Below are 23848 nucleotides of genomic sequence, written 5' to 3'. Positions count from 1 at the left end.
TTTTAAATCAATTTAACCTTTTTGACTGTTTGCCAGGTAAAATAATCCGCCATTTATAATGGAGACGGTTATTTTTGGCTCGTATTGCGTTTGTAACGCTTCTTTTTCTCCATAGTAATATTCGGGTTTCTCTTCTATATCCTCGTAAAAACGGTTAAGCAGCTCTTCGTCTTCGGCCCATCTCATGCGCGCATCCTCGGCCCATGAATGGTCGTCTTCATGGATTTTTTCAATGATCATATTTTCCAATCGCTTTAACCCGCTGACCGGTTTAATGAGAGGAGAGAGCGTATAACAATAGTCAGGAATCCGTTTCGACAATCGTATCGTTTGAAGTTTCTCATGAAAGTTTTCCTCAATGATTCCGTTAATTAAATGAATTCCGTAAGAATGAATCATATCTTTTTTTCGATCGCATTGATACGATATTTTTACATTTATACAAAGCCACGGGTTGAGGGCGATGTTTATCCCGGAATGAGGAACCGATTCGTACATGCGAATAAAAGAAGCGAGCTTTTTTGTCGATGAAAAGATTTGATGCAAGCGGGGAGAGCCAAAGTGAATGAATTCCCCGCTACTGTCCGCCGGCTGTCCTTGTCCAGTGTAGAGTGTTAAAGTCATCGGGTTTGGTTCGGCTCCTGTCTTCTCAAGATAATGCCAATAAAACGGGCGGTTCATCAAAAGTTTATCGAGCTCAATTGTAAGCTGGACTTTTAAAGAGTCAGCGGTTTTTTCAAGGATCTCGCACTCATTCGCTACGAAGAACCGTTCAAGAAAACGATGAATCTCTTGCTGCTGCATGTTCTTCCCACCCTTTTTGTTTAATGCCTCCTTCATAATTGATTAAAGAGGCTAAATTGTCCATCTTTACCCGAATTTCTCCTTCACTTTCGGAGTTAATGAGAATGTCCGAAATATAATTTTCAATGTTTCGCAATTCAAATTTCGTTAAGATTTCATCCAGCTCGCCAATGACACTTTCGAAAAGGTTGATTTTGTTGTAGAGCAAATTTAAAATGTGTTCCTCAATCGTATCTTTCGTCGCGAAATTATAAATGTGAACATCTCCCTGTTGCCCGATCCGATGAATGCGGCCAATTCTCTGTTCAATGCGCATCGGGTTCCATGGCAAGTCGTAGTTAATAATGTGCTGGCAAAATTGCAAGTTAATCCCTTCACCGCCTGCTTCTGTAGCAATTAAAACCTGGGCGTGGTTTTTAAACAAGTACGTCATATAATCTTTTTTGCTGCGCTTGAACCCGCCTCTAAACGGAACGGAAGATATGCCGTGCTGCTGCAAGAACCATTGCAGAAATAGCTGAGTCGCTCGATATTCCGTAAATATAATAACTTTATCGTCAATCGATTGGATGAGTTCCAACGCTTTTTGCGCTTTTGAATTTTGCGTAACGTTTTCAATCAATTTCATTATAGAAACTAATATCTGATCGGGAAACGCATTCCCCTCGCTTTTTTCAAGCATATTTTTAATCGTGAGAAAAGCGGCTTCCCGAGAGCTGCATACTTCGCGCTGCAACGTAATGACCGAAAATTTGCTGCGATTTAAATAAGGCAGTTTTTTAAGCTCCGTTATTTTGTCATAAAGGAGCCGTTCGGATTCCGATAGCGTAATCGGGATCGATTGAACGTACCTCTTTGGCCAGTTTAACCCTGTTTCTTCACGGCGGTTTCGAATCATTACTTTGTTGACGAGATCTTTTAATTTTTCCTCATTTTTTAGCGAATATTTATCGTTCCGGAAATCTTTATCAAAATTTTCCTGATTCCCAAGATGCCCTGGTTTTAATAAAGAGACTAGGTTAAAAATCTCATCGACTTTGTTTTGAACCGGAGTGGCCGTTAATAATAAACAAAATTTCTTTTTTAGATGCTGAACAAACTCGTAATTTTTCGTTGCCTTATTTTTAAGTTTGTGAGCTTCATCAATGACGATAATGTCATAATCTTGATTGAGGACGATGTCCCTGTGCGGCTGTCGTTTCGCCGTATCAATCGAAGAGACAACGATATCACATTGTTCCCAGACATACGATTTTTTCTGGGCGACTGCCGGTATAAAAAATTTCTGATTCAATTCCGTAGTCCACTGCAAAACAAGTGAAGCCGGCACGAGAATAAGAACTTTTTGGGCAAGACCGCGAATCATATATTCTTTAATGATCAAACCCGCTTCGATCGTTTTTCCTAGCCCCACTTCATCAGCTAAAATCGCTTTGCCGTTCATTTTCTCAATAACAGTTTTCGCAACTTCTAACTGATGGGGAAGAAACGTCAACTGGGGGAGATGTTTCGGCGCCTGAAGTCCGAGGAACTCCGGTATGGATAAATGCCGTTCGGCTTCCAATGCTAAATTGTACAGTTCCCAGTTCGCCCACGGTCCGTCATCATCAATTCGTTTGAGAAATTGGTCATGCCAATCCCTTTGAAAGTTAATGTCGATATTCATCAATTGGTGATCCTTTCAATTAAAAAGATGATTGCTTTTTCCGTTATAAAAATGATAGGATAATAATGTGTTATACAAACGTAAATAATTTAGATGTTTTTAGTATTGTCGTTACTGCCAAATTGCATACTTGCGAATGAAGGCAAGGGGAGAGACTACTTCATGTAGCGCCGAAGGAGCAAGCATAGTGTGAATCTCTCAGGCAAAAAGACTCTTGTTTGACGCATCTCTGGAGAGTGCTAATTCAGTTTAGCCACCAAAGAGGAAACTCCGGCGAGATTCAAAACCGCTTGCGAGAAACTTTCAGGTATAAGGACAGAGAAATACGCCACTGATGGTGTATTTTTCTGTCCTTTTTTAGTTTTTGCAGTAAAAGTAAAGCGGCTTTCTAACTGCTTGATGATACTACTTTAATTGTTTGAATTTAAAAAATAATCTAAGGAGGAGAAGCAATGGGAGAATTAAAGCGTACACCACTTTTTGAACTTTACAAAAACTATGGCGGAAAAGTCATCGATTTTGGCGGCTGGGAACTTCCTGTTCAATTTTCAAGCATAAAAGAGGAACATGAAGCCGTACGAACACGTGCCGGGCTTTTCGACGTTTCTCATATGGGTGAATTTGAAGTGAAAGGAACCGGGGCGCTTTCTTATTTGCAAAAAATGGTGACGAACGATGTATCCAAGTTAATAGACGGCGGTGCACAATATACGGCCATGTGTTACGAAGATGGCGGCACGGTTGATGATCTTCTCATTTACAAGCGAAATGACAATCACTTTTTACTCGTTGTGAATGCAGCGAATATCGATAAAGACTTTGAATGGATGCAATCCCATCTTGATGGTGAAGTTGAATTAACGAACATTTCAGATCAAGTATCCCAATTGGCACTTCAAGGCCCATTGGCGGAAAAAGTTCTTCAAACATTAACGGATACGGACCTTTCTTCCATTGGCTTCTTCAAGTTTAAAGAAGACGTTTTGATTAATGGAAAAAAAGCGCTCGTTTCTCGAACGGGCTATACAGGTGAAGATGGATTTGAAATTTATTGCCGTCCTGAAGATGTGGCCGACCTCTGGAAGGCCATATTAGAAGCAGGCAAGGAAGATGGCGTTTTGCCATGTGGACTAGGGAGCCGGGATACGCTTCGATTTGAAGCTAAACTCGCACTTTATGGCCAGGAGCTCACGAAAGATATTAGTCCGCTTGAGGCCGGCATCGGTTTTGCCGTTAAGCTGAATAAAGAAGATGACTTTATTGGGAAACAAGCGTTAATGAAACAAAAAGAAGAGGGAGTGGCGCGGAAGCTTGTCGGTATTGAAATGATCGACAAAGGGATTCCACGGTCCCATTATGAAGTATTTAAAGGCGGGGAAAAAATCGGTGAGGTGACAACTGGCACACAATCACCAACGTTGAAGAAAAATCTCGGGCTTGCGCTAGTAAAGTCAGAATATGCTGAACTTGGAACCGAAGTAGAAGTCCAAATTAGACAAAAACGCCTGAGGGCAGTCGTAGTAAAATCTCCATTTTATAAAAAGGGCTAAATTATTTTTTAAACCACGATTTAGGGGAGGATCAAAATGACATTCCGTTACTTGCCAATGACTGAACAAGATAAAAAAGAAATGATGGAAGCGATCGGCATTTCTTCTACGGAAGAATTGTTTAAAGATATTCCGGAAGAAGTGCGTCTGAAAAGAAGCCTTGAAATTGAAGAAGCGTTGCCTGAGCCTGAGCTTGTTAAATACATGTCCCAATTAGCGGCTAAAAATATGAATACGAAAGACTATACTTCATTTTTAGGTGCGGGGGTGTATGATCATTACACTCCATCAATTGTTAATCATGTCCTTTTGCGTTCGGAATTTTATACAGCGTATACGCCTTATCAACCGGAAATTTCACAGGGGGAATTGCAAGCCATTTTTGAATTCCAAACCATGATTTGTGAATTGACAGGCATGGATGTCGCAAACTCTTCCATGTATGATGGCGGAACTGCATTAGCAGAAGCTGCACTTTTATCAGCAGCGCAAACAAAACGAACTAAAATTATCGTCTCAAAAAGCGTTCATCCTGAATCGCGTTCGGTCCTTGCCACTTACGCATACGGCCAAAATTTTGAAGTCGTTGAAGTGGACACTGAAAATGGCGTGACCGATCTTGAAGAATTGAAACAAGTAGTTGATGATAGCACGGCTTGCGTGATTATTCAATATCCGAACTTCTTCGGTCAAATTGAGCCGTTAAAAGAAATCGAACAGATCGTCCATCAGGAAAAAGGGATGTTTGTAGTTTCAAGTAATCCGCTTTCGCTTGGTGTCCTCACTCCTCCTGGGAAATTAGGGGCTGACATCGTGGTCGGTGACGCGCAAGTTTTCGGCATCCCTCAAGGATTCGGCGGACCGCATTGCGGATATTTTGCCGTAACGAAAAAGTTAATGCGGAAAGTGCCTGGCCGTCTTGTTGGCCAAACGGTAGATGAAAATGGCAAACGGGGATTTGTTTTAACATTGCAAGCACGCGAGCAGCACATCCGCCGGGATAAAGCAACGTCAAACATCTGTTCGAACCAGGCGTTAAACGCACTCGCTGCATCTGTTGCGATGACTGCGCTAGGGAAACAAGGCGTAAAAGAAATTGCAATGCAGAACGTGCAAAAAGCGCACTATGCAAAAAAAACGCTGGCTGAAAAAGGGATTAACGTTCCTTTTGAAGGGCCTTTCTTTAATGAGTTTGTCGTTCAATTCAATCGCCCAATAAAAGAAGTAAACAAAAAATTATTAGATCATGGAATCATTGGCGGCTACGACCTCGGCAAGACTTATCCGGAGCTTGAAAATCATATGTTAATTGCAGTGACGGAATTGCGTACGAAAGAAGAAATCGATCAATTAGCAACTGTATTGGAGGGACTATAATGCATACACAAGATCAACCGCTTATTTTTGAATTGTCAAAAGAAGGGCGCATTGGCTACAGTATTCCGCCATTAGACGTTCCTGAAGTGTCCATTGACGAGTTGATTCCTTCCGAATACATGCGAACAGAAGATGCTGAACTACCTGAAGTATCAGAATTGCAAATTATGCGCCATTATACGGCATTATCGAAAAGGAATCATGGGGTTGACTCCGGATTTTATCCGCTCGGTTCTTGCACAATGAAATATAACCCGAAAATTAATGAAGATGTGGCCCGTTATCCCGGGTTTGCCCATATTCATCCGCTTCAAGAGGAAGAAACGGTTCAGGGCGCGATGGAAATGATGTATAACTTACAAACGACCCTTGCAGAGATTACAGGTATGGATGAAGTCACTTTGCAGCCTGCTGCCGGTGCGCACGGTGAGTGGACGGGGCTAATGATGATTCGCGCTTATCATGAAGCGAATGGGGATAAAGAACGGACAAAGGTCATTGTGCCTGATTCCGCTCACGGCACAAACCCCGCTTCCGCAACTGTTGCAGGATTTGATTCCATAACCGTAAAAACGGATGAGCGCGGTCTTGTCGATTTAGATGATCTGCGTAGTGTGGTTGGGAAAGATACGGCCGCACTTATGCTGACCAATCCAAATACGCTCGGTCTTTTCGAAGAGCATATTTTAGAGATGGCTGCGATCGTTCATGAAGCTGGCGGAAAACTTTATTATGACGGAGCGAATATGAATGCGATTATGGGTTATACGCGCCCTGGTGACATGGGCTTTGATGTCGTTCACTTAAATCTTCATAAAACATTTACGGGTCCTCATGGCGGCGGTGGCCCTGGATCAGGTCCAGTAGGGGTGAAAAAAGAGCTCATTCCGTTCTTGCCGAAACCTGTCTTAATGAAAAAAGGGGATGCATTCACGTTTGAGTATGATCGTCCGCAATCGATCGGCCGTGTGAAGCCGTATTACGGCAACTTCGGAATTAATGTCCGTGCTTACACATACATTCGCACGATGGGGCCGGAAGGTTTGCACAACGTATCGGAATATGCCGTATTAAATGCAAACTATATGATGCGTAAATTAGAGCCTCATTTTGATTTGCCGTTCAATCAGCATTGTAAGCACGAATTTGTATTGTCCGGCAAGCGGCAAAAGAAATTAGGCGTACGTACGCTTGATATCGCAAAGCGTCTGCTTGATTTCGGCTATCATCCGCCGACAATCTACTTCCCGCTTAGTGTAGAGGAAGCTATTATGGTAGAACCGACGGAAACCGAATCAAAAGAAACGCTAGATGAATTTATCGCAGCGATGATTCAAATCGCTAAAGAAGCGGAAGAAAATCCTGAAATCGTTCAAGAAGCTCCGCATACAACAGTTATTAAACGGCTAGATGAAGCGACTGCTGCCAGAAAACCAATATTGCGTTACGAAAAACAATAAAAATAGCCCGGTTAGGAGCGGTCAGATAGGGATTATAAATTCCTGAAAAATTCGGCATAGTCGTTGATATTCGGCTATGCCGTTTTTTCGTTTAGTTTGGCAAATCAATAGCGCCAATGCAGTTATAGAAAATTTGAATCCGCTGGGTTCTGCGGCCATCTACTTTTTCAGCCTTAAATACAATAATTTTGTCAATGAACTCTCGGATAATCTCTGCATCCAATTCTGTAATTTCTGTGTACTTTTTAACCAGTGCCAAAAAGCGGTCGGTATTGAGGGACTGTTCATTTGCAGTATCAATGGTATGTTTTAATTTGGTTATCCTTTCTTCCAGTGTCTTCTGCTCGGCTTCATATTCAGCCGACATCTTGTAAAAACGCTCTTCGGGAATTTTGCCCATCACATTGTCTTCATATAGCTTTCGAATGATTTTGTCTATGTCAGCAATACGAGCCTGTGCTTGTTCGTACTCCTTTTGACTTTGGCGGAGTTCTTTGGCAAGTTCTTTTTCTGAATTATTCATTACTATACGGATGAATTCCTGTTCATGGTCTTTGGCAAAGGAGGTTACACGCCTTAAGTCTTCTAACAAAAGCTGTTCCACTACAACATTGCGTATCTGATGTGAACTGCACATACCCTTTTTCTTGCGGTAAGTAGCACAAACGAAGTATTCCTTATCGTGTGTCCATCCCTTGCCTCTAACCTGATACAGCTTTGCTCCACAGTCGGCACAGAACATCATGCCAGAAAGCATTCCCATTTCACCTAATCGTGATGGTCTTCGCTTGCCATCTCTGATTTTCTGCACTGTTTCCCAAGTGCCCTCATCGATAATTGCTTCATGGGTATTTTTGAAAACCAGCCAATCTTCTGGATTGTTCAATATCTTGACTTTGCTCTTATATGACTTTTTAGAAGTCTTGAAATTTATCGTGTGACCTAGATATTCCATTTTAGCCAGAATATCTGCTACGGTACGAGCCGACCAAGCATATGGGTTTTCTGGTGGTCTTGCTGGAGTGTTAATACCCATTTTGCGAAGATGAACCGTAGGTGTGTCAATGCATCGCTTTTCAAGTTGTTTTGCTATCTGCGTGGGTCCAAAGCCAGCCATGCACAGTCGGAAAATATCTCTGACCACCTCAGCGGCTTTTTCATCTATAATCCAGTGCAACTTATCTTCAGGGTCTTTAATATAACCGTAAGGCGGATTGGTGCAGAGTGGTTTACCGGACTGTCCCTTGGATTTGAATACAGCACGGATTTTCTTGCTAGTATCCTTAGCATACCATTCATTAATAATGTTAAGAAACGGTGTAAAGTCACTGTCTGCTTGGTTTGCACTATCAATACCGTTGTTAATAGCAATGAATCGTACATCTGCTTCAGGAAACATTATCTCTGTGTAATAGCCTACTTTGAGGTAATCCCTGCCGAAACGGGACATATCCTTGATGATAATTGTTCCGACTCTACCAGACTCTACATCAGCAATCATGCGGTTAAAGTCTGGTCTATCAAAAGTTGTACCGCTGACCCCATCATCCACATAAAATTCGATGTTGCGAAAACCGTTGTCCTCAGCATATTTTTTTAGAATTGCCTTCTGGTTTACTATACTGTTGCTGTCTCCTGCAAGCTCATCATCACGGGAAAGCCTGCAGTACAAAGCAGTAATTTTCGCTTCTTCAAATGCTAATGTTGATTTACGTATAGTGCTAAATGTTGACTGTCTATTCATTTTTCTCCTCCATTTCCGACAGTCTTCAAGCGGTTTAGCACTATGTATATTATCGTACTACCTTGAAGAAGTCGAGTTGATTTCCGTGGGTTTATATGAACTATCTGATAACTTTGAAAGACTTTTTGCGTTGACTGTAATCAGCCGTTTCAGCTTGGAATATGCACTTTCCTTTGCTGAATCACTTACTCGTGATTCCACCACATAGACCGTACCTCCGATATCGGATTTGGTTGTGCGGCTGTTACTTTGATTCTCCATATCGTGACCTCCTGTCCGAAAGTTTTGAAGGAACTGGCACTGAGCCGAATTGATGACCCAGTGCCTAATCCATTATTTAAGCTTTTATTTGTAATATTTTCAGAGCATCCGGTTGAATTAGCTTGCCATCCAATCTCTCGTAAGCAGAATAGCCAATTTGCCCCTGCAATGCATATAACTCACTTAATTTTTTTATTGTTATTGGCTGACGCTCAATCAGCCAGTAATAAGATAAATCTCCGAATACAATGCTTTTTGCTCCTGCTGATACTGTAGGCATATATGGAGAGGTAACTACAGGCTTTCCGAAGATGGTGTTATCTGAAGAATTCCACAGATAACTGCCACTTGTATCTTTAAGGGTTCTAAGAAGCATGGCTGTATTATCGTGCATGATAAACACAGCGTTATTTCGGTATTCATCTTTTAATGAAAAATACAGAGAGATAATCTCATCAAAAGAGATGGTACTATTGTCTGCTGTAGTTACATCTGCGTCTGCCGTAAGTAAACCTGTTGGCTGAGTTGTGCCATTTCCATTAAGCAATGCATTTTCCTCAGCCTTGCCAAAACGCTTCGCAAAATCACCCATCAGATATTTTTCAAGATTAAAGTTCATATCAGTGACGAATGAGCGGTTTAGCTTGACAAGAGATGCCAGCTTGTATGATTTCACCAGAAACTGTGTAAATGTATCGGCACTTTCGGGGATTGGATCTCCGTCTTCAACCCAATCTGCTGTACCCGTTGAGGATACCGCTTGAATTTTACCTTCTGCAGAAGATAGATTGATAACAGTAGCAAATCTGCGGAATATATTCTCCTTGGATAGAGCAGTGTTAAAGCCTTCTCGGAACTCGTCTGGTGCGACATAGGCTCCTGCATTATCAAAGCCCTCGCTTAGATTTTGATTGTTTTCTTCTTTTCCTTTCATAACATTCCAAAACGCTCTATTATAAGTTGTTGATGTTGCCATAATCGTTTACCTCCTAAATTAAAATGGATTGTGGGGTATATACCCCGTTTGAAACCGCGTTTTTTTACGCGTTGCCCCACGCCCGTTGTCCAGATGAAAAGATGTGGAGATTTGACCTCCCCTAGGGGCTGGTATTAACACATAGGGTTGTTTCCAGTGGTCTTAAGCTTTGTAGCAAGATGTAGCAGGTAAAAACTAAACTCTCTATACGAGAGCGATTTTTTATATAACCTGTTTTTCTTGCTACAAGCTGCTACACTGTGTTTAAATAAGAAAAAACTCTTCTTCAGTCAGCTTATATCCGATAAGCATTGTGGTCATTCCACCACCAGAACGTGGTCGTTTCCGTTCTACACGGGCGATAGCTGTTAAGGCTTGTTTGAAGTTTCTTGCATTCTCCGAATAACAGCCATTGGCACTGCACCAACGCTGATACCGGGCATACACTTCGGATGTCCGCACCTCACTGTTAGGGCTTTCCTCCAAGGCATCCTCGAAAAATAATGCGATTTTATCGCTGTCACGCTTATAAGCCTCCGTTGCTGTCTTAACGGAATCAGGTAAAGTCAATCCCTCCTTCTTTAACAGCTGATAGCCTTCAATTAGCCAGTTGAGGATAGCACTCTGATTCTTCGGTTTGGCGAATTCGCGTTTTAAGTTTTTATCCTGCTCGCTTTCATCAAAGTGTCGTTCAAAAGGGATAATCACCACTCTGCCACTAGAAAACAGCGTCATATCCGTAATAACGGGCAGATAATTAGTGTTGATATACAGCTTAAACTTTGGCGAAAAGTCAAAAGAATTCTCATGTAGAAACCTTGCATTGATGGTGTCACCACCCGTCATGCTTTTTACCTGTGCAGCATTTAGGACAAGTCCTCTGCTAGGTTCGGAAATATTTACATAGCGTACTCCTGCAAGCCGGGCAATATCTTCACTTGGACTTGAACTGTTATTGTTCTTTTTCAGACTGATAGTCTCTGGCCTTGCGGTACAGCCATAACTTCCTAATACCTTAAGAATGCTCTCACATAGCGTACCTTTACCGTTTCGAGTTGTAGCACCATAAAGAACAAACAGGCATTCATACCGAGTGTCTCCGCTGATGCTGTAGCCAAAGGCTTTTTGGAGGAATTTTGCCTTTTCCTCATCTCCGCTCATAATCTCATGAATAAATCTATCCCATCGCTCGCTTTTGGCTTCTGGATCATACTTAACACCAGATATCTTAGTAAGTCTGTCCTCGCTGTTGTGGGGACGAAAATCCATAGACATTAAAAACAAAGTCCCATTGGCACAGTTGAGCATAAGCGGGTCTTGGTCAAATTCAGCCATTGATATGGGATATACGCTCTGTGCATCCTTAAGAACCGTTTCTCGGTATCTTCTTGACTGCCACTTACGGCAATAGTCAATGTATGCCTTTCTTTGATGTTCATCCTGAATAGTCAAAGCATAGGTTAGTAGTTGGTTAGCCAATGATTTACACATTTCCATCACTTTGAGATTACCGACATCAGGAATCCAAATACCATTCTCGTAGCAAAACCACATCTTCCTTTCGGGAACAAAGCGGGCAAAAGAATTATAATAATCAGCAAACAGCCTGCTTGCCCCGATATCCGTCCAAGGGTAGTGATCGTTACTCTCAGGCTTAAAATCAGCAAGGGAACGTTCACCAAAATCTTCTGCAGCTGATGAACGCTTACTACCTGGTTTGTATATTTCAGTAGTATTTGCAATAGCTTTTTCTATGGTTATCATTCCATAAGTACTGCCGGACTGTAGTCTATTCCATTTATCTCGCATTAGGCCGCTCTGCCGGAAAAGTCTGTCCATCTGCCCAATATCCCTGCCACACCAAAATGCCAGCATACCGCAAAGTGCCAAATCAGCTTCACTGGCAGAAGCATAGCCAGATGTATCCCCTTGCCATAATGCTTTGAACCTTTCTCCGTTTGCCGATTTTAAAGCCTTCTCAATAACAGACTTGTCAGACAGATAGGATTGACTTTCTGTATCCAGTAGTTGCTTCACAGGGGTAGGACGTAGCATATACTTGTCTAGTATCATCTGTAGCTCAATCGATTTCTCAGGTATATCACCATCTGCAAATACATTGCCCGTTACGGTAACAAAACGATTAGTCGCTCCAGCCACATAGACCTCAACTCCCAGCTTTCTGTTGTTGATATAATATTTTGTTTTGTCGAAGTTAAAGCCGGTGGCCTTAAAGAAAATATGAAGCCCTTTTTCAGATGGACTGTGTTCCATATAGCAACCACTAAAAGCCTCTACAACAATTTGGGCAATAGGCTTAAGCTTACCATTGCTATCAAAACAATCATCTAAGTCGATAACACATATGTCATTACCCACCAAAAATCCGATACCGTCATAATCACTTATAGCAGCTACCGCCGAACTAAAATCTTTAAATGTAATCTGCTGATCTGCTTTTGCCCTTTTTCCCGTTACCGGGTTATAGGGAACTTTGGTCTTTTTACCACTTCGCTCTTCATATTTCCAACAGCAAAACTGTGGCTTATCTTTAAGCACCTGCGGCAAGTTCTCGTATTGTGTTTTCAGTTATTTCACCTCCTTGCCTGTTATAAATGACCCGAAACGCTACTGTTCCAGAGAGTTTGCCTTGTTGGACACAATCTCGTTATCTTTCAAGGAATACGCTCGGAATTATCGTCATGGCATATTCTGCTTGAAGTATCTCTTGCATTTCGGGGTATTCAGTTGTCAAGGAGCAGTGAGAGAAAAACTATGCTTTCATTGGGGGATTTTTTTCCTCTCACCTTATAGCCACGGTAGGGCATATTAGTTGAGGATTTTCTAAAAATAATTTTCTTCCTCATCTATAAGCGAAGAATTCTATTGATTCGAACCCTTAAAACAAAACAGCCTGTCTTTTTTCTAAGGTAAAGACGGCTGTAATGATTGTGTTTTTGCTCGAATTTGAGCGAAAGTGATATTAAATTTAAGAAGGCTGAATGTTATAACTTTGCCTTTGGTTTTACAAATAGACTTACAGACATTTTTGTCTAAAAGTATTTATTTAAATAAAAATCAAAAATAAAGGCATACACAACTATCATTATCTTTGTTAACATTGTAAAATTACTTCACAAACGCAGAACAATCATGTTATTTTTGAAGAAAATGTGCTATAATGGAAGAAACATATATAAAGAGGTGACCAAGATGGCCGTTAGCTATAAAAAGCTTTGGAAATTATTGATAGACCGCGATATGAAGAAGAAAGATTTACAAGCTGCTGCGGGAATAAGTCCATCGTCAATTTCAAAGCTTTCTAAAAACGAATATGTCAGTATGGACGTTCTTGTAAAGGTTTGTACGGCACTTGGCGTTGATTTTAAAGATATCATGGAATTAGTGCCCAATATGGTTGAAGAAAGGAAGTAGAGTTATGGAAAATAACAGAAAAGAACAGGAACGGGCGGAATTACACCGCACGATATGGAATATGGCAAATGATCTAAGAGGCAGTGTAGATGGATGGGACTTTAAGCAATATGTTCTAGGTATGCTGTTTTACCGCTACATATCTGAAAATATTACTGCCTATATTAACGCCGGAGAATGGGAAGCTGGCAATACGGAATTTGATTATGCTAAGTTATCCGACGAAGAAGCAGAACAGGCACGAGAGGATTTAGTTAAGACAAAAGGCTTCTTTATTTTACCCAGCGAGCTTTTTGAAAATGTCCGAGCTCGTGCAAAGGACGATGAAAACTTAAATGAAACACTAGAGCAGATTTTCAGTAATATAGAAGCATCTGCCCAAGGAACAGAGAGTGAAGATAATTTCAAAGGTCTGTTTGACGATATTGATGTTAACAGCAATAAGCTAGGTAACACTGTAGTAAAGCGTAATGAAAAGCTGGTTAAGCTAATGAATTCTGTTGGAGAAATGAAGCTGGGAGATTACAAAGACAATACCATAGATGCATTCGGTGATGCTTATGAATTTTTAATGGGTATGTATGCATCCAATGCAGGAAAAAGTGGTGGTGAATACTATACGCCGCAGGAAGTTTCTGAACTCCTTACCCACTTAACATTAGTAGGAAAAACTGAAGTCAACAAGGTATATGACCCCGCTTGCGGTTCTGGCTCTCTACTGCTAAAGTTTGCAAAAATCTTAGGAAAAGAAAATGTACGTCAAGGTTTCTTCGGTCAAGAAATCAACATTACAACCTACAACCTGTGCAGAATTAATATGTTCCTGCACGATATTGATTATGACAAATTTGATATTGCCCTTGGTGACACGCTAACAGATCCGCAACATTGGGATGATGAGCCTTTTGAAGCCATTGTATCAAATCCACCTTACTCCATTAAATGGAAGGGCGACAATGATCCTATTTTGATTAACGATCCCCGTTTTTCTCCAGCGGGAGTATTGGCTCCTAAATCCAAGGCAGACCTTGCTTTTATTATGCATAGCCTTTCTTGGCTTGCAACAAACGGAACAGCGGCTATTGTCTGTTTCCCCGGTGTAATGTACCGTGGTGGAGCCGAAAAGAAAATCAGGCAGTACCTGATTGACAATAACTATATCGACTGTATCATTCAGTTACCGGACAACCTGTTTTATGGTACCAGTATCGCTACCTGCATTATGGTGCTGAAGAAGTCAAAATCAGAAAATAGCACCTTATTTATCGATGCATCAAAGGAATTTGTCAAGGTTACCAATAACAACAAACTAACACAGGAAAATATTGAGACCATTCTTAACGCATTCAAAGATAGAAAAGATATAGAGCATTTTGCTAGGCTTGTGCCAAACAGTGAAATAGCTGAACAAGATTATAACCTGTCTGTTTCAACATATGTGGAACAGGAGGATACCAGAGAAAAAATTGATATTGTTGCCCTCAATGCTGAGATAGAAAAGATTGTGGCACGAGAGCAAATTTTAAGGGAAGAAATAGATAAGATTATTGCGGAAATTGAGGTGGGCAAATGAGTAGATTGGATGAGTTGATTGCTGAGCTTTGCCCGGAAGGGGTGAAATATAAAAAAATAAAACAAGTCTATAAAAGACTCAAGGGTACCCCTATTACGGCAGGAAAAATGAAAGAAATTGATAATCCCAATGGTGAAATCAGAATCTTTGCAGGTGGAAAAACTGTAATTAACGCAATGGAAAAAGATATTCCAAACGCAAATATTACAAGAGTTCCAGCAGTGTTGGTACAATCCAGAGGTGTAATCGATGCTGTTTATTATGATAAGCCATTTACATTTAAGAATGAAATGTGGGCGTATACAGCCGATAATGAAATAGCTGTGAAATATTTATATTATGTACTTAAAAGCAACCTTTCACATTTTAGAAAAGCTGCGTTAGGTATGGGTTCATTGCCGCAGATTTCTCTTCGGGTTACAGAAGAATTTGTTATCCCCGTTCCCCCTCTACCTGTTCAGCAGGAAATTGTCCGTATTCTGGACAATTTCACAGAGCTTACAGCAGAGCTTACAGCAGAGCTTACAGCAGAGCTTACAGCAAGAAGAAAACAGTATGAGTATTATAGGGATCTACTATTGACTGATCTTAACGAAGATACTGTTAAATGGATTTCGCTTAAAGAATGCACCCTACCAACATCAAATATAAAATGGTCTTTGGAAGATGAATCAACAACTTACAAATATATTGATTTAACGTCAGTTGATAGAGAACTACATTATATTACTGAAACACAGGAAATCAATAAAAACAATGCACCAAGTAGGGCACAACAAATCGTAAAGGCAGGCGATATTTTGTTCGCTACTACAAGACCTTTATTAAAAAGATATTGTTTAATTGATAGTGAGTATGATGGACAAATATGTAGCACTGGATTTTGTGTTTTAAGGGCAAATACAGATATTGTTCTACAAAAATGGGTTTTATATCACATTGCATCTTCTTCTTTTTATTATCATGTTGAAAAGTATCAACAAGGTGCAAGTTATCCAGCAATATCCGACGCAAATGTTAAGGATTATCGGATTCCTGTCCCTCCCATTGAGGAACAAGAGCGCATCGTATCTATCCTAGACCGCTTTGACGCTCTCTGCAACGACTTAACCAGCGGCATTCCTGCTGAAATTGAAGCTAGGCAAAAGCAATATGAATATTACAGGGATAAACTGTTATCATTCAAGGAGGTGACGGCATGAGTATATACAACATCGTTGCCAGTACTGACGAAGCAACGGTTGTTGCTGAATATGCAGCTGAATACAATGTCCGTCCTGAAAAGTATCAGAGCGAGGCGGAACTTGAGCGGGAGTTTATTAGGCAACTGACTTCCCAAGGATATGAATATATTTCAGTGCACAATGAAGCTTCATTGTTAGAAAATCTCCGAAAACAACTTGAACTGCTTAATGACTTCACTTTTACTGACAGTGAATGGGATAGATTTTTCACAGAATGTATTGCCAATACAAATGAGGGTATTGTTGAAAAAACCAGAAAGATTCAAGATGACCATATCCAGATTCTAAAACGTGAAGATGGAACAACAAAGAACATATACCTTTTGGATAAAAAGAATATCCATAACAATCGCTTGCAAGTTATTAATCAATACGAAGAAGCAGGTGGCAAGCACGAAACCCGATATGATGTAACAATCCTTGTAAATGGACTTCCACTAGTTCATGTGGAGTTAAAGCGTCGCGGTGTTGCTATCCGAGAAGCCTTCAACCAGATAAAACGATACCAACGTGACAGCTTTTGGGCGGCTTCTGGTTTATTTGAGTATGTACAAATATTCGTAATCTCCAATGGCACCCATACAAAGTATTATAGTAACACCACAAGAAATGCTCATATCAAGGAGCAAAGCAGCAGTGAACGTCGAAGAAGTAAAAAAACAAGCAACAGTTTTGAGTTTACCAGCTTTTGGGCAGATGCAAATAACAAAATTATTCCTGACCTTGTGGACTTTACTAAAACATTTTTTGCCAAGCATACCCTTTTAAACATTCTAACAAAATATTGTATTTTCACATCTGAGGATCTGCTCCTTGTAATGCGTCCTTATCAAATAGCTGCTGCAGAACGTATATTATCACGTATTGTAGTATCAACCAACTACAAGAAGATGGGCACAACTGCAGCTGGAGGATATATTTGGCATACAACAGGCTCTGGTAAGACATTGACCAGTTTTAAGACAGCCCAATTAGCTTCTGCCTTGCCTTACATAGACAAGGTACTGTTTGTTGTTGACCGTAAAGACCTAGACTATCAGACGATGAAGGAATATGACCGTTTTGAAAAGGGGGCAGCTAACGGTAATACGTCCACAAGAGTTCTTCAAAGACAATTGGAGGACAGGGATGAAAAAGGAAATCCTCATGAATACAAAATCATTGTAACCACTATTCAGAAGCTGGATATATTTATTCGAAAAAACAAACAGCATGATATTTATAAGAAACATGTGGTATTGATTTTTGATGAGTGTCACCGTTCCCAATTTGGTGAAATGCATCAAGCAATTACGAAGAGCTTTAAGAACTATCATATCTTCGGCTTTACGGGAACTCCGATTTTTGCTGCCAATGCCAGTTCAAGAGGTAACCCACTGCTTCGTACAACAGAGCAGGCCTTTGGAGAAAAGCTACATACTTATACCATTGTAGATGCCATCAATGATGGGAATGTTCTGCCTTTTAGAATAGATTTTATTAACACCATCAAGATGCCTGATTACATTAATGATAAAAAAGTCTATAGCATAGATAGGGAAAAAGCCTTAGCAGATCCACAGCGAATCAGTGAAATTGTTTCATACGTTCTTGAACACTTTGATCAGAAGACGAAGCGCAATAGTTATTACACATTCTCTGCGAAATGGGAAGAAGCAGATAAGCACAACCCTAAAAAGATGATAGAAAAGCGTGAAACAAGGCGAGTTGCCGGTTTCAACTCCATATTTGCTGCTGCATCCATCCCAATGGCAATCAAATACTATAATGAGTTTAAGAAGCAGATAGAGGAAAAGAACCGTAATCTTACCATAGCAACTATTTTCAGTTTTAGTGCAAATGAGGAGGAGCCAGATGGACTGCTGCCTGAAGAGGACTTTAATATGGAAAACCTTGACCAGAGCTCCAGAGATTTTCTTGATGCGGCTATCCGAGATTACAATTCCACATTTAGCACAAATTACGATACTTCCTCGGACAAGTTCCAGAATTATTATAAAGACCTCTCTCTTCGTGTAAAGAATCGGGAGATTGATATATTGATTGTTGTTAATATGTTCCTTACTGGCTTTGATGCAACAACCCTAAATACGCTATGGGTAGATAAAAATCTGCGGCAACATGGACTGATTCAGGCTTTTTCAAGAACTAACCGCATCTTAAACAGCGTTAAGACATATGGTAATATCGTTTGTTTCCGAGATTTGAAAGAAGAGACAGACAAAGCTATTGCACTATTCGGCAATAAGGATGCAGGCGGTATTGTACTGTTAAAAACATACGAAGAATACTATAACGGCTATGATGATAAAGGTGAGTATAAGCCGGGATATGCTGAACTGATTGCAAGTCTTACAACACAGTATCCCCTTGGCCAACCTATTATCGGAGAAGAAGCAGAAAAAGACTTTATCCGGTTATATGGAGCAATACTTCGACTCAGAAATATTCTTACTTCCTTCGATGACTTCGAAGGAAACGAGATTTTATCTGAAAGGGATTTTCAGGACTATCAGAGCATTTATATTGACCTGTATCAGGAATACAGAAAAGGAGCTGATGGTGACAAAGAAACTATCAATGATGACATAGTTTTTGAGATTGAACTGGTCAAGCAGATAGAGGTAAATATTGACTACATCCTTATGCTTGTAGCCAAATATCAACAATCCAACTGTAAGGATAAAACCATTCTTACGACCATTGATAAGGCTATCAATTCGAGTATTGAACTTCGAAGTAAGAAAGAACTTATCGAGCGTTTTATTGAGCAAGTCAATGTTTCGACCAAAGTGGATGAGGATTGGCGCAAATTCCTCCACGAGCGTAAAGAAGCGGATATTTCAGCAATTATAGAAGAAGAAAGATTAAAGCCTGAAGAAACCCGCCGTTTCATCGACAATGCTTTCCGAGATGGAATGCTTAAAACAACCGGTACAGCCATTGATAAAATCATGCCACCTGTATCTCGTTTTGGCGGAGGCAGAGCCGCAAAAAAGCAAGGAATTATCGAAAAACTAATGTTATTCTTTGAGAAGTATTTAGGGTTGGTGTAGTCTATACCGTATGATAAAGGAGCATTTTGAATGGGAAAGATTATTGAACATGATTTACTTCCGAAACAAAAACCAAGAAAAAGCAACTTAAAAGTAAAAGTTGATTTATACAATTATGCAACTGAGCTATATAATGAATTATCAAAAATTGGTATTATTCAGCGCCTAAAAGATACCCCTCAGCTTGGTGTTATTAGAGTTCCCAAAAATCTAAGGAAATCTCGATTTGACTATACTGTATTACAATTATATTTTCATCAGCTAATAAAGAAAAATTTACAGACCAAGCTCGAGCTAACATATAATAACCCTGTGAAGGGTAAGGAATTTGGGGATAATATGCAATATATATCAGAAAAAGAAAATCCAACTGTGGGGGATATGTTGCAAATCCTTACAATTGCTTATAATCTAGGACATTTTTATAATACCTTTACTGCTTCGCGAGCAGTTGTAATGCTTGCAGAGGAAAATGTGGATTTTAGAAATAAACTATTGAATAGTTCTAATAGCCATCGATTTAGAGTAGCTGCAGAGTCTTTATTGAGTGAGCAAAATTATCATAGGCTACATTTATTGAATTCATTACTTGTCCTTGAACGTTGTGATCAGAGCAAACAATCTGTCATATTGGCACAGGAACTTATATATGCATATCTTAATGAAAACTCAATTAGTGATAGTAGTAAACTGCATTTTATATTTAAAGTTTTTCGCTCTGTTCGCAATGTTTCCTATATCGCTTATGACTTACAAATTGCAAATATGCCCATTACAATTGACTTGTGCAATAAAGAAGCGGTTCTTATCCTATTTCATGAGTTATTATCAATTTATAATGATCAATTACCTGCAAATCGATTAATTACTTCTATTGGGAAAATGCTTGATGACACAGTTTATAATGAGAATTCAAACGCTATTTGCTACTATAGAATATCACGAAAAATCGTCAATACTTTATCTAAAGATGAGAGTATTAAGTATAAAGAATACTATTCTGATTTTTGGTTATGTTCAAAAAGCATTTTTAATAAACAGCATCGCCAAACACGTGATTATTCACCAGATGCTATTCTGAAATTAACATTTACTGCTGAGGACAAAAAATTATCACAAGGATTGTTGTTGGAATTGGAACGTATAAATAACTCAAGAGTAGGATACTACGATCGAAATTCTGGAGAACGAACAATACTTGTTTCAATAAAAAAGAATTGCCAGAATAAAGCTCTTACATCGTTTAGAGTATTAAAATCTACAATTAAATATTTGCGCCGAGTTGCGCACCCATCAAATGCAGACATACGATATTTACTCGCCAGTAAATTTTTTCTCTATTATTTATTTGGCGAAAATCCAGTCGTAATTAAAGCAACAGTTGACCCTGAAATTTGTGTGTTATGCACACGAGGTAAGAGGCAACGCACTGCTGAAATTAAATCCCTTTTAGCAAAAGGGAATGGAAATACCGATGAACGTCATGAAGTGGAATTTATGCTTGACTGTCTAATACAAGATGACATTAATGATACGAGTATTACAATACCTTCAAGCATATTAATTTATCAAAAAGATTTGCCTGGAAAGAAATTAAGTGAATTTGATGGGATGGTTATTCATCCAATGAGAAAGTCAGAACAAATTATGTTACTAGAAGCAAAAAACACTGATAGCAATCCTTCGTATGCTAAAAAATGCTTATCAGATAAACTTGATAAACTGAATTTTGACTACAACAAAAATGCTATTAAAATTCATAACTATGATGCCTTGCTCAAGGTATCCATTTAGAAATGATAATCGATCAAAAAGACCAGCCGCTTCAAGCATTCATGCCTGATTGTGGCTGGTCTTTTACTTTTGCCCCGCTTGAAGCTGTTCACTTTAGTTTTTTCTTCAATCCCTAAGTGAACGCTTCTTTCCGGGCTATTTTTATTTAGATTTTTTAACTTTGCCAGTCCATTTTTTGAAACCGCCTTTTAGATGATAAAGCTGGCTGTATTTTTTCTTTTTTAGAAATTGTGCAGCTCTTGCGCTTCGCATTCCGCTTTCGCAATAAAGGTAAATTGGCTGGTCGTTTCGAATTTCGCCAAGCCGCTGCCTCATTTGTGTGAGAGGGATATTTCTCGCGCCTAAAATATGGCCGTTTTTAAATTCATCAGGCTCCCGTACGTCAATTAGCTGGGCTTTACGGTAACCTGCTCGAAAGTCCTCTTCGGTTAATGTTTGTAAATACGTTTTCCGGTAAAGGGCTGTACCAACAAAATATGTGATTAAGGCTACAACTAAAACCAGAAGAATGATCCAATCCATTTCTTTGCACTCCTTTACAATGTCTATACTAATTATAGCTATCTATTAAATGAGAATCAAAAAAAATTTTGCGTTTGAGGAAACATTTGTTTCCACAAATACAAAAGAAAAACGCGAGCGTTTTTCTTTTTGATTTGGTACACTAGAGTACGTGAATGAGAGGATGACATAAAGTGAAAAAAGAACAATGGTTATTTATCGACTCAGGCAATTGTGATCCGGCCTATAATATGGCGATGGATGAAATGTTATTAACATGGCATAGCGAAGGGAAGATTGCTCCTGTCATCCGTTTTTACGGATGGAACCCGGCTACATTATCGATCGGGTATTTTCAAAAAGTTGAAAAGGAAATCAACCTGGAAGCTGTTCGCAATTATGGGCTCGGCTTTGTTCGCCGTCCGACAGGCGGAAGAGGGGTATTGCATGACAAAGAGCTAACGTACAGCGTCATTGTCTCCGAAGCACATCCGCAGATGCCACAGTCGGTCACCGAAGCTTATCGTGTTATTTCTGAAGGTATTCTTGAAGGCTTTAAAAATCTAGGGCTTGATGCCTATTTTGCTGTCCCGAGAACCGAGGAGGAAAGGGAGGGGCTGAAAAATCCCCGATCTGCCGTTTGTTTTGACGCTCCTTCCTGGTACGAACTTGTTGTCGAAGGCAGAAAAGTTGCAGGAAGTGCACAAACACGGCAGAAAGGAGTCATTTTACAGCATGGTTCAATTTTATTGGAGTTAGATGAGGACAAGCTGTTTGACCTATTTAACTACCCGAGCGAACGGGTGCGTGAGCGAATGCAAAAGGCTTTTCGAAATAAAGCAGTCGCTATTAACCAATTAACGGATAAAGCCGTGACAATAGAAGATGCAAAGAAAGCTTTTAAAGAAGGGTTTGAAAAAGGCTTAAATATCGAATTATGTCCATTCACGTTAACAGAAGACCAGGAAAGCGAGGTTCAACAGTTAGCTGAATCACGTTACCGAAATAAAGATTGGACATTTAGGAGATAAAACGAAAAAATATATTTTTTGAAGGTTTTTTATAGATGAGATGAAACATCTGTTTTATCAACGGTTTTCGAATGGGGCTTCTTTTTCAATTGCGAATTCATTTAATTTGGAAGTAAATGAGCCCCAATTTCTCCGTATTTCTATTATTATCTCTGTTTTTCGCCAAATTCTGCGTTTGACAGAATTTTTCTTTTGACAATAGGTTTACCTATATATAGTATAGTGGTAGTGTGTTTACATACAACATATTGATAATTTTTTGAAAGATTGACAAGGGAAAGCGAGGACGGTTAGCGAAATAATAGTTCTAGCCGTTAAAAGCGAACCTAAAAGGAGGAGAATGATGGGAGTAGCATTACATGATCCTTCAAGGATTAATATTGAATCCTTAAATAAGGATATCGAACAATTCCCACAGGTACACCCAATTACTAGCGATATGAAAATTACGCATAAAGGCGTGTCCCGATTAGTCATGCTTGATCGGTACAGTTTCAAAGATACCGAAAAGAAAACGTTAAAGATCGGCGATTTTGTCGTTTTGACGGTAAAAGAAGATCCGAAATTTCCAGCAAGAGGGCTTGGAATTATCGTCGGCATTAACTGGGAAGAGAAAAAAGCACAGGTTCGTGTAGAAGACGAATTTAAAGGTGTTTTAGATAAGCCGGAAGAAGCGGAAACAGGAATTATTACCCGGCCGCTTGACGTGATGGACAAACCGCTTGAGATTTTTTATGAGCAAATAGCGAAACGCAACGCAACCGGCCTTGCCAGTGTAGAAACGACGGAAGAAAAAAGAAAAGAATCATTTGAGCGATTTTACAAGGAACTCTCTGAAATGAATTTTATTCCGGCGGGGCGTGTCCTTTACGGCGCCGGTTCAAAAACGGACGTCACTTACTTTAACTGTTACGTCATGCCGTTTGTGAAAGACTCGCGTGAAGGCATCTCTGACCACCGCAAACAAGTGATGGAAATCATGTCGAGAGGTGGCGGGGTAGGAACGAACGGGTCGACGCTCCGTCCGAAAAACGCACTTGCCCGCGGCGTTAACGGCAAGTCATCCGGGTCGGTATCATGGCTTGATGACATTGCGAAGCTGACGCATTTGGTTGAGCAGGGCGGCAGTCGTTAACAACATGGCGACTTAATCTCGCGAATTGCTGGAACACCCTAAAGCTTTAGGAGCTACAACGTGGCTGGTAACAGCGAGCGTGAATGCAGAAAATCTTAAAGATGGAACAATGGGCAATCAGCAGCGAAGCATCTTTGGAAACGAAGATGAACGTTCAACGACTATTGAAAGTTCCCAAAGCTTTAATGTGGATATCATTTTAAGAGGTGGTGTTTAAAATTAAAGAAAGGGAACGAGTAAA

At 39.9% G+C, this 23848-nt stretch carries 16 protein-coding genes, 1 pseudogene and 1 riboswitch; of the genes and pseudogenes, 10 read left to right on the top strand and 7 right to left on the bottom strand.

Annotated features, from left to right (window positions below):
* Positions 1 to 12: 12 nt before the first annotated feature.
* Positions 13 to 804 carry a YqhG family protein gene (locus WD019_RS06295; protein WP_425710941.1) on the bottom strand — a complete coding sequence of 264 codons (792 nt, stop codon included), beginning with the start codon at positions 802 to 804 and terminating at the stop codon, positions 13 to 15.
* Complete coding sequence (locus WD019_RS06290) at positions 773 to 2470, bottom strand: DEAD/DEAH box helicase (RefSeq protein WP_425710940.1); 1698 nt, start codon at positions 2468 to 2470, stop codon at positions 773 to 775. The genes WD019_RS06295 and WD019_RS06290 overlap by 32 nt, the downstream gene beginning before the upstream one ends.
* Positions 2471 to 2606: 136 nt before the next feature.
* Positions 2607 to 2694, top strand: a riboswitch (glycine riboswitch).
* Between the two features lie 228 nt (positions 2695 to 2922).
* On the opposite strand from WD019_RS06290, the gene gcvT reads away from it, so the two are divergent.
* From gcvT to gcvPB, 3 genes are read left to right on the top strand one after another with little or no spacing between them, the layout of a single operon-like run.
* Positions 2923 to 4020 (top strand): glycine cleavage system aminomethyltransferase GcvT, encoded by a 1098-nt coding sequence (gene gcvT / locus WD019_RS06285; RefSeq protein WP_026676799.1) that lies wholly within the window; start codon positions 2923 to 2925, stop codon positions 4018 to 4020.
* A 36-nt stretch (positions 4021 to 4056) separates the two neighbouring features.
* The gene (gcvPA, locus tag WD019_RS06280; RefSeq protein ID WP_425710939.1) at positions 4057 to 5397 is read left to right on the top strand and encodes an aminomethyl-transferring glycine dehydrogenase subunit GcvPA; all 1341 of its coding nucleotides are present in this window, start codon (positions 4057 to 4059) and stop codon (positions 5395 to 5397) included.
* A complete protein-coding gene (gcvPB, locus tag WD019_RS06275; RefSeq protein ID WP_026676801.1) occupies positions 5397 to 6857 on the top strand; it encodes an aminomethyl-transferring glycine dehydrogenase subunit GcvPB in 1461 nt (486 codons plus the stop codon). Before gcvPA ends, gcvPB begins: the two co-directional genes overlap by 1 nt.
* Before the next feature lie 91 nt (positions 6858 to 6948).
* Here gcvPB and WD019_RS06270 read toward each other — a convergent pair whose 3' ends face one another.
* From WD019_RS06270 to WD019_RS06255, 4 genes are all read right to left on the bottom strand, one after another.
* On the bottom strand, positions 6949 to 8601 hold the full coding sequence (locus WD019_RS06270; protein WP_425710938.1) for a DUF4368 domain-containing protein: 1653 nt from the start codon (positions 8599 to 8601) through the stop codon (positions 6949 to 6951).
* A 57-nt stretch (positions 8602 to 8658) separates the two neighbouring features.
* Entirely contained in the window at positions 8659 to 8862 is a 204-nt protein-coding gene (locus WD019_RS06265) for a transposon-encoded TnpW family protein (protein ID WP_024833073.1), read from the bottom strand.
* A 76-nt stretch (positions 8863 to 8938) separates the two neighbouring features.
* Complete coding sequence (locus WD019_RS06260; protein WP_425710937.1) at positions 8939 to 9838, bottom strand: phage major capsid protein; 900 nt, start codon at positions 9836 to 9838, stop codon at positions 8939 to 8941.
* 264 nt (positions 9839 to 10102) lie between these two features.
* Positions 10103 to 12397 carry a phage/plasmid primase, P4 family gene (locus tag WD019_RS06255; protein WP_425710936.1) on the bottom strand — a complete coding sequence of 765 codons (2295 nt, stop codon included), beginning with the start codon at positions 12395 to 12397 and terminating at the stop codon, positions 10103 to 10105.
* A 654-nt stretch (positions 12398 to 13051) separates the two neighbouring features.
* On the opposite strand from WD019_RS06255, the gene WD019_RS06250 reads away from it, so the two are divergent.
* The 5 genes from WD019_RS06250 to WD019_RS06230 are packed head-to-tail and all read left to right on the top strand — an operon-like array spanning position 13052 to position 20940.
* A complete protein-coding gene (locus WD019_RS06250) occupies positions 13052 to 13273 on the top strand; it encodes a helix-turn-helix domain-containing protein (RefSeq protein WP_425710935.1) in 222 nt (73 codons plus the stop codon).
* Between the two features lie 4 nt (positions 13274 to 13277).
* A complete protein-coding gene (locus WD019_RS06245) occupies positions 13278 to 14846 on the top strand; it encodes a type I restriction-modification system subunit M (RefSeq protein WP_074366286.1) in 1569 nt (522 codons plus the stop codon).
* Positions 14843 to 16048: a restriction endonuclease subunit S gene (locus WD019_RS06240; protein WP_425710934.1), complete on the top strand. Its 1206-nt coding sequence runs from the start codon at positions 14843 to 14845 to the stop codon at positions 16046 to 16048. The genes WD019_RS06245 and WD019_RS06240 overlap by 4 nt, the downstream gene beginning before the upstream one ends.
* Entirely contained in the window at positions 16045 to 19146 is a 3102-nt protein-coding gene (locus tag WD019_RS06235) for a type I restriction endonuclease subunit R (protein ID WP_425710933.1), read from the top strand. Before WD019_RS06240 ends, WD019_RS06235 begins: the two co-directional genes overlap by 4 nt.
* A gap of 30 nt (positions 19147 to 19176) precedes the next feature.
* On the top strand, positions 19177 to 20940 hold the full coding sequence (locus tag WD019_RS06230; protein ID WP_119414451.1) for a hypothetical protein: 1764 nt from the start codon (positions 19177 to 19179) through the stop codon (positions 20938 to 20940).
* 141 nt (positions 20941 to 21081) lie between these two features.
* Here the strand turns inward: WD019_RS06230 and WD019_RS06225 are convergent, their stop codons facing one another.
* Positions 21082 to 21462, bottom strand: coding sequence for a rhodanese-like domain-containing protein (locus tag WD019_RS06225; protein ID WP_425710932.1), 381 nt, complete (start codon positions 21460 to 21462; stop codon positions 21082 to 21084).
* 173 nt (positions 21463 to 21635) lie between these two features.
* Here WD019_RS06225 and WD019_RS06220 point away from each other — a divergent pair, with 173 nt between their 5' ends.
* Positions 21636 to 22472 carry a lipoate--protein ligase family protein gene (locus WD019_RS06220; RefSeq protein WP_026676803.1) on the top strand — a complete coding sequence of 279 codons (837 nt, stop codon included), beginning with the start codon at positions 21636 to 21638 and terminating at the stop codon, positions 22470 to 22472.
* A 343-nt stretch (positions 22473 to 22815) separates the two neighbouring features.
* Positions 22816 to 23604, top strand: a pseudogene (locus WD019_RS06215) (ribonucleotide reductase N-terminal alpha domain-containing protein); the annotation flags it as partial.
* Between the last annotated feature and the right edge of the window lie 244 nt (positions 23605 to 23848).

Origin of the sequence: Fictibacillus sp. Mic-4, assembly GCF_049843615.1 — a bacterium.
In the GTDB taxonomy this organism is placed as follows: domain Bacteria; phylum Bacillota; class Bacilli; order Bacillales; family Fictibacillaceae; genus Fictibacillus_A; species Fictibacillus_A gelatini.
Note: the sequence above shows the minus strand (reverse complement) of the source record. Positions and strands in the feature narration are given on the sequence as shown.

What these genes read in the sequence shown, in the direction of transcription:
- WD019_RS06290 (WP_425710940.1), bottom strand. Translation starts at nt 2,470, where the DNA reads ATGAATATCGACATTAACTTTCAAAGGGATTGGCATGACCAATTTCTC.
- WD019_RS06245 (WP_074366286.1), top strand. Translation starts at nt 13,278, where the DNA reads ATGGAAAATAACAGAAAAGAACAGGAACGGGCGGAATTACACCGCACG.
- gcvPA (WP_425710939.1), top strand. Translation starts at nt 4,057, where the DNA reads ATGACATTCCGTTACTTGCCAATGACTGAACAAGATAAAAAAGAAATG.
- WD019_RS06270 (WP_425710938.1), bottom strand. Translation starts at nt 8,601, where the DNA reads ATGAATAGACAGTCAACATTTAGCACTATACGTAAATCAACATTAGCA.
- WD019_RS06295 (WP_425710941.1), bottom strand. Translation starts at nt 804, where the DNA reads ATGCAGCAGCAAGAGATTCATCGTTTTCTTGAACGGTTCTTCGTAGCG.
- WD019_RS06240 (WP_425710934.1), top strand. Translation starts at nt 14,843, where the DNA reads ATGAGTAGATTGGATGAGTTGATTGCTGAGCTTTGCCCGGAAGGGGTG.
- gcvPB (WP_026676801.1), top strand. Translation starts at nt 5,397, where the DNA reads ATGCATACACAAGATCAACCGCTTATTTTTGAATTGTCAAAAGAAGGG.
- WD019_RS06265 (WP_024833073.1), bottom strand. Translation starts at nt 8,862, where the DNA reads ATGGAGAATCAAAGTAACAGCCGCACAACCAAATCCGATATCGGAGGT.
- WD019_RS06225 (WP_425710932.1), bottom strand. Translation starts at nt 21,462, where the DNA reads ATGGATTGGATCATTCTTCTGGTTTTAGTTGTAGCCTTAATCACATAT.
- gcvT (WP_026676799.1), top strand. Translation starts at nt 2,923, where the DNA reads ATGGGAGAATTAAAGCGTACACCACTTTTTGAACTTTACAAAAACTAT.
- WD019_RS06230 (WP_119414451.1), top strand. Translation starts at nt 19,177, where the DNA reads ATGGGAAAGATTATTGAACATGATTTACTTCCGAAACAAAAACCAAGA.
- WD019_RS06235 (WP_425710933.1), top strand. Translation starts at nt 16,045, where the DNA reads ATGAGTATATACAACATCGTTGCCAGTACTGACGAAGCAACGGTTGTT.
- WD019_RS06260 (WP_425710937.1), bottom strand. Translation starts at nt 9,838, where the DNA reads ATGGCAACATCAACAACTTATAATAGAGCGTTTTGGAATGTTATGAAA.
- WD019_RS06250 (WP_425710935.1), top strand. Translation starts at nt 13,052, where the DNA reads ATGGCCGTTAGCTATAAAAAGCTTTGGAAATTATTGATAGACCGCGAT.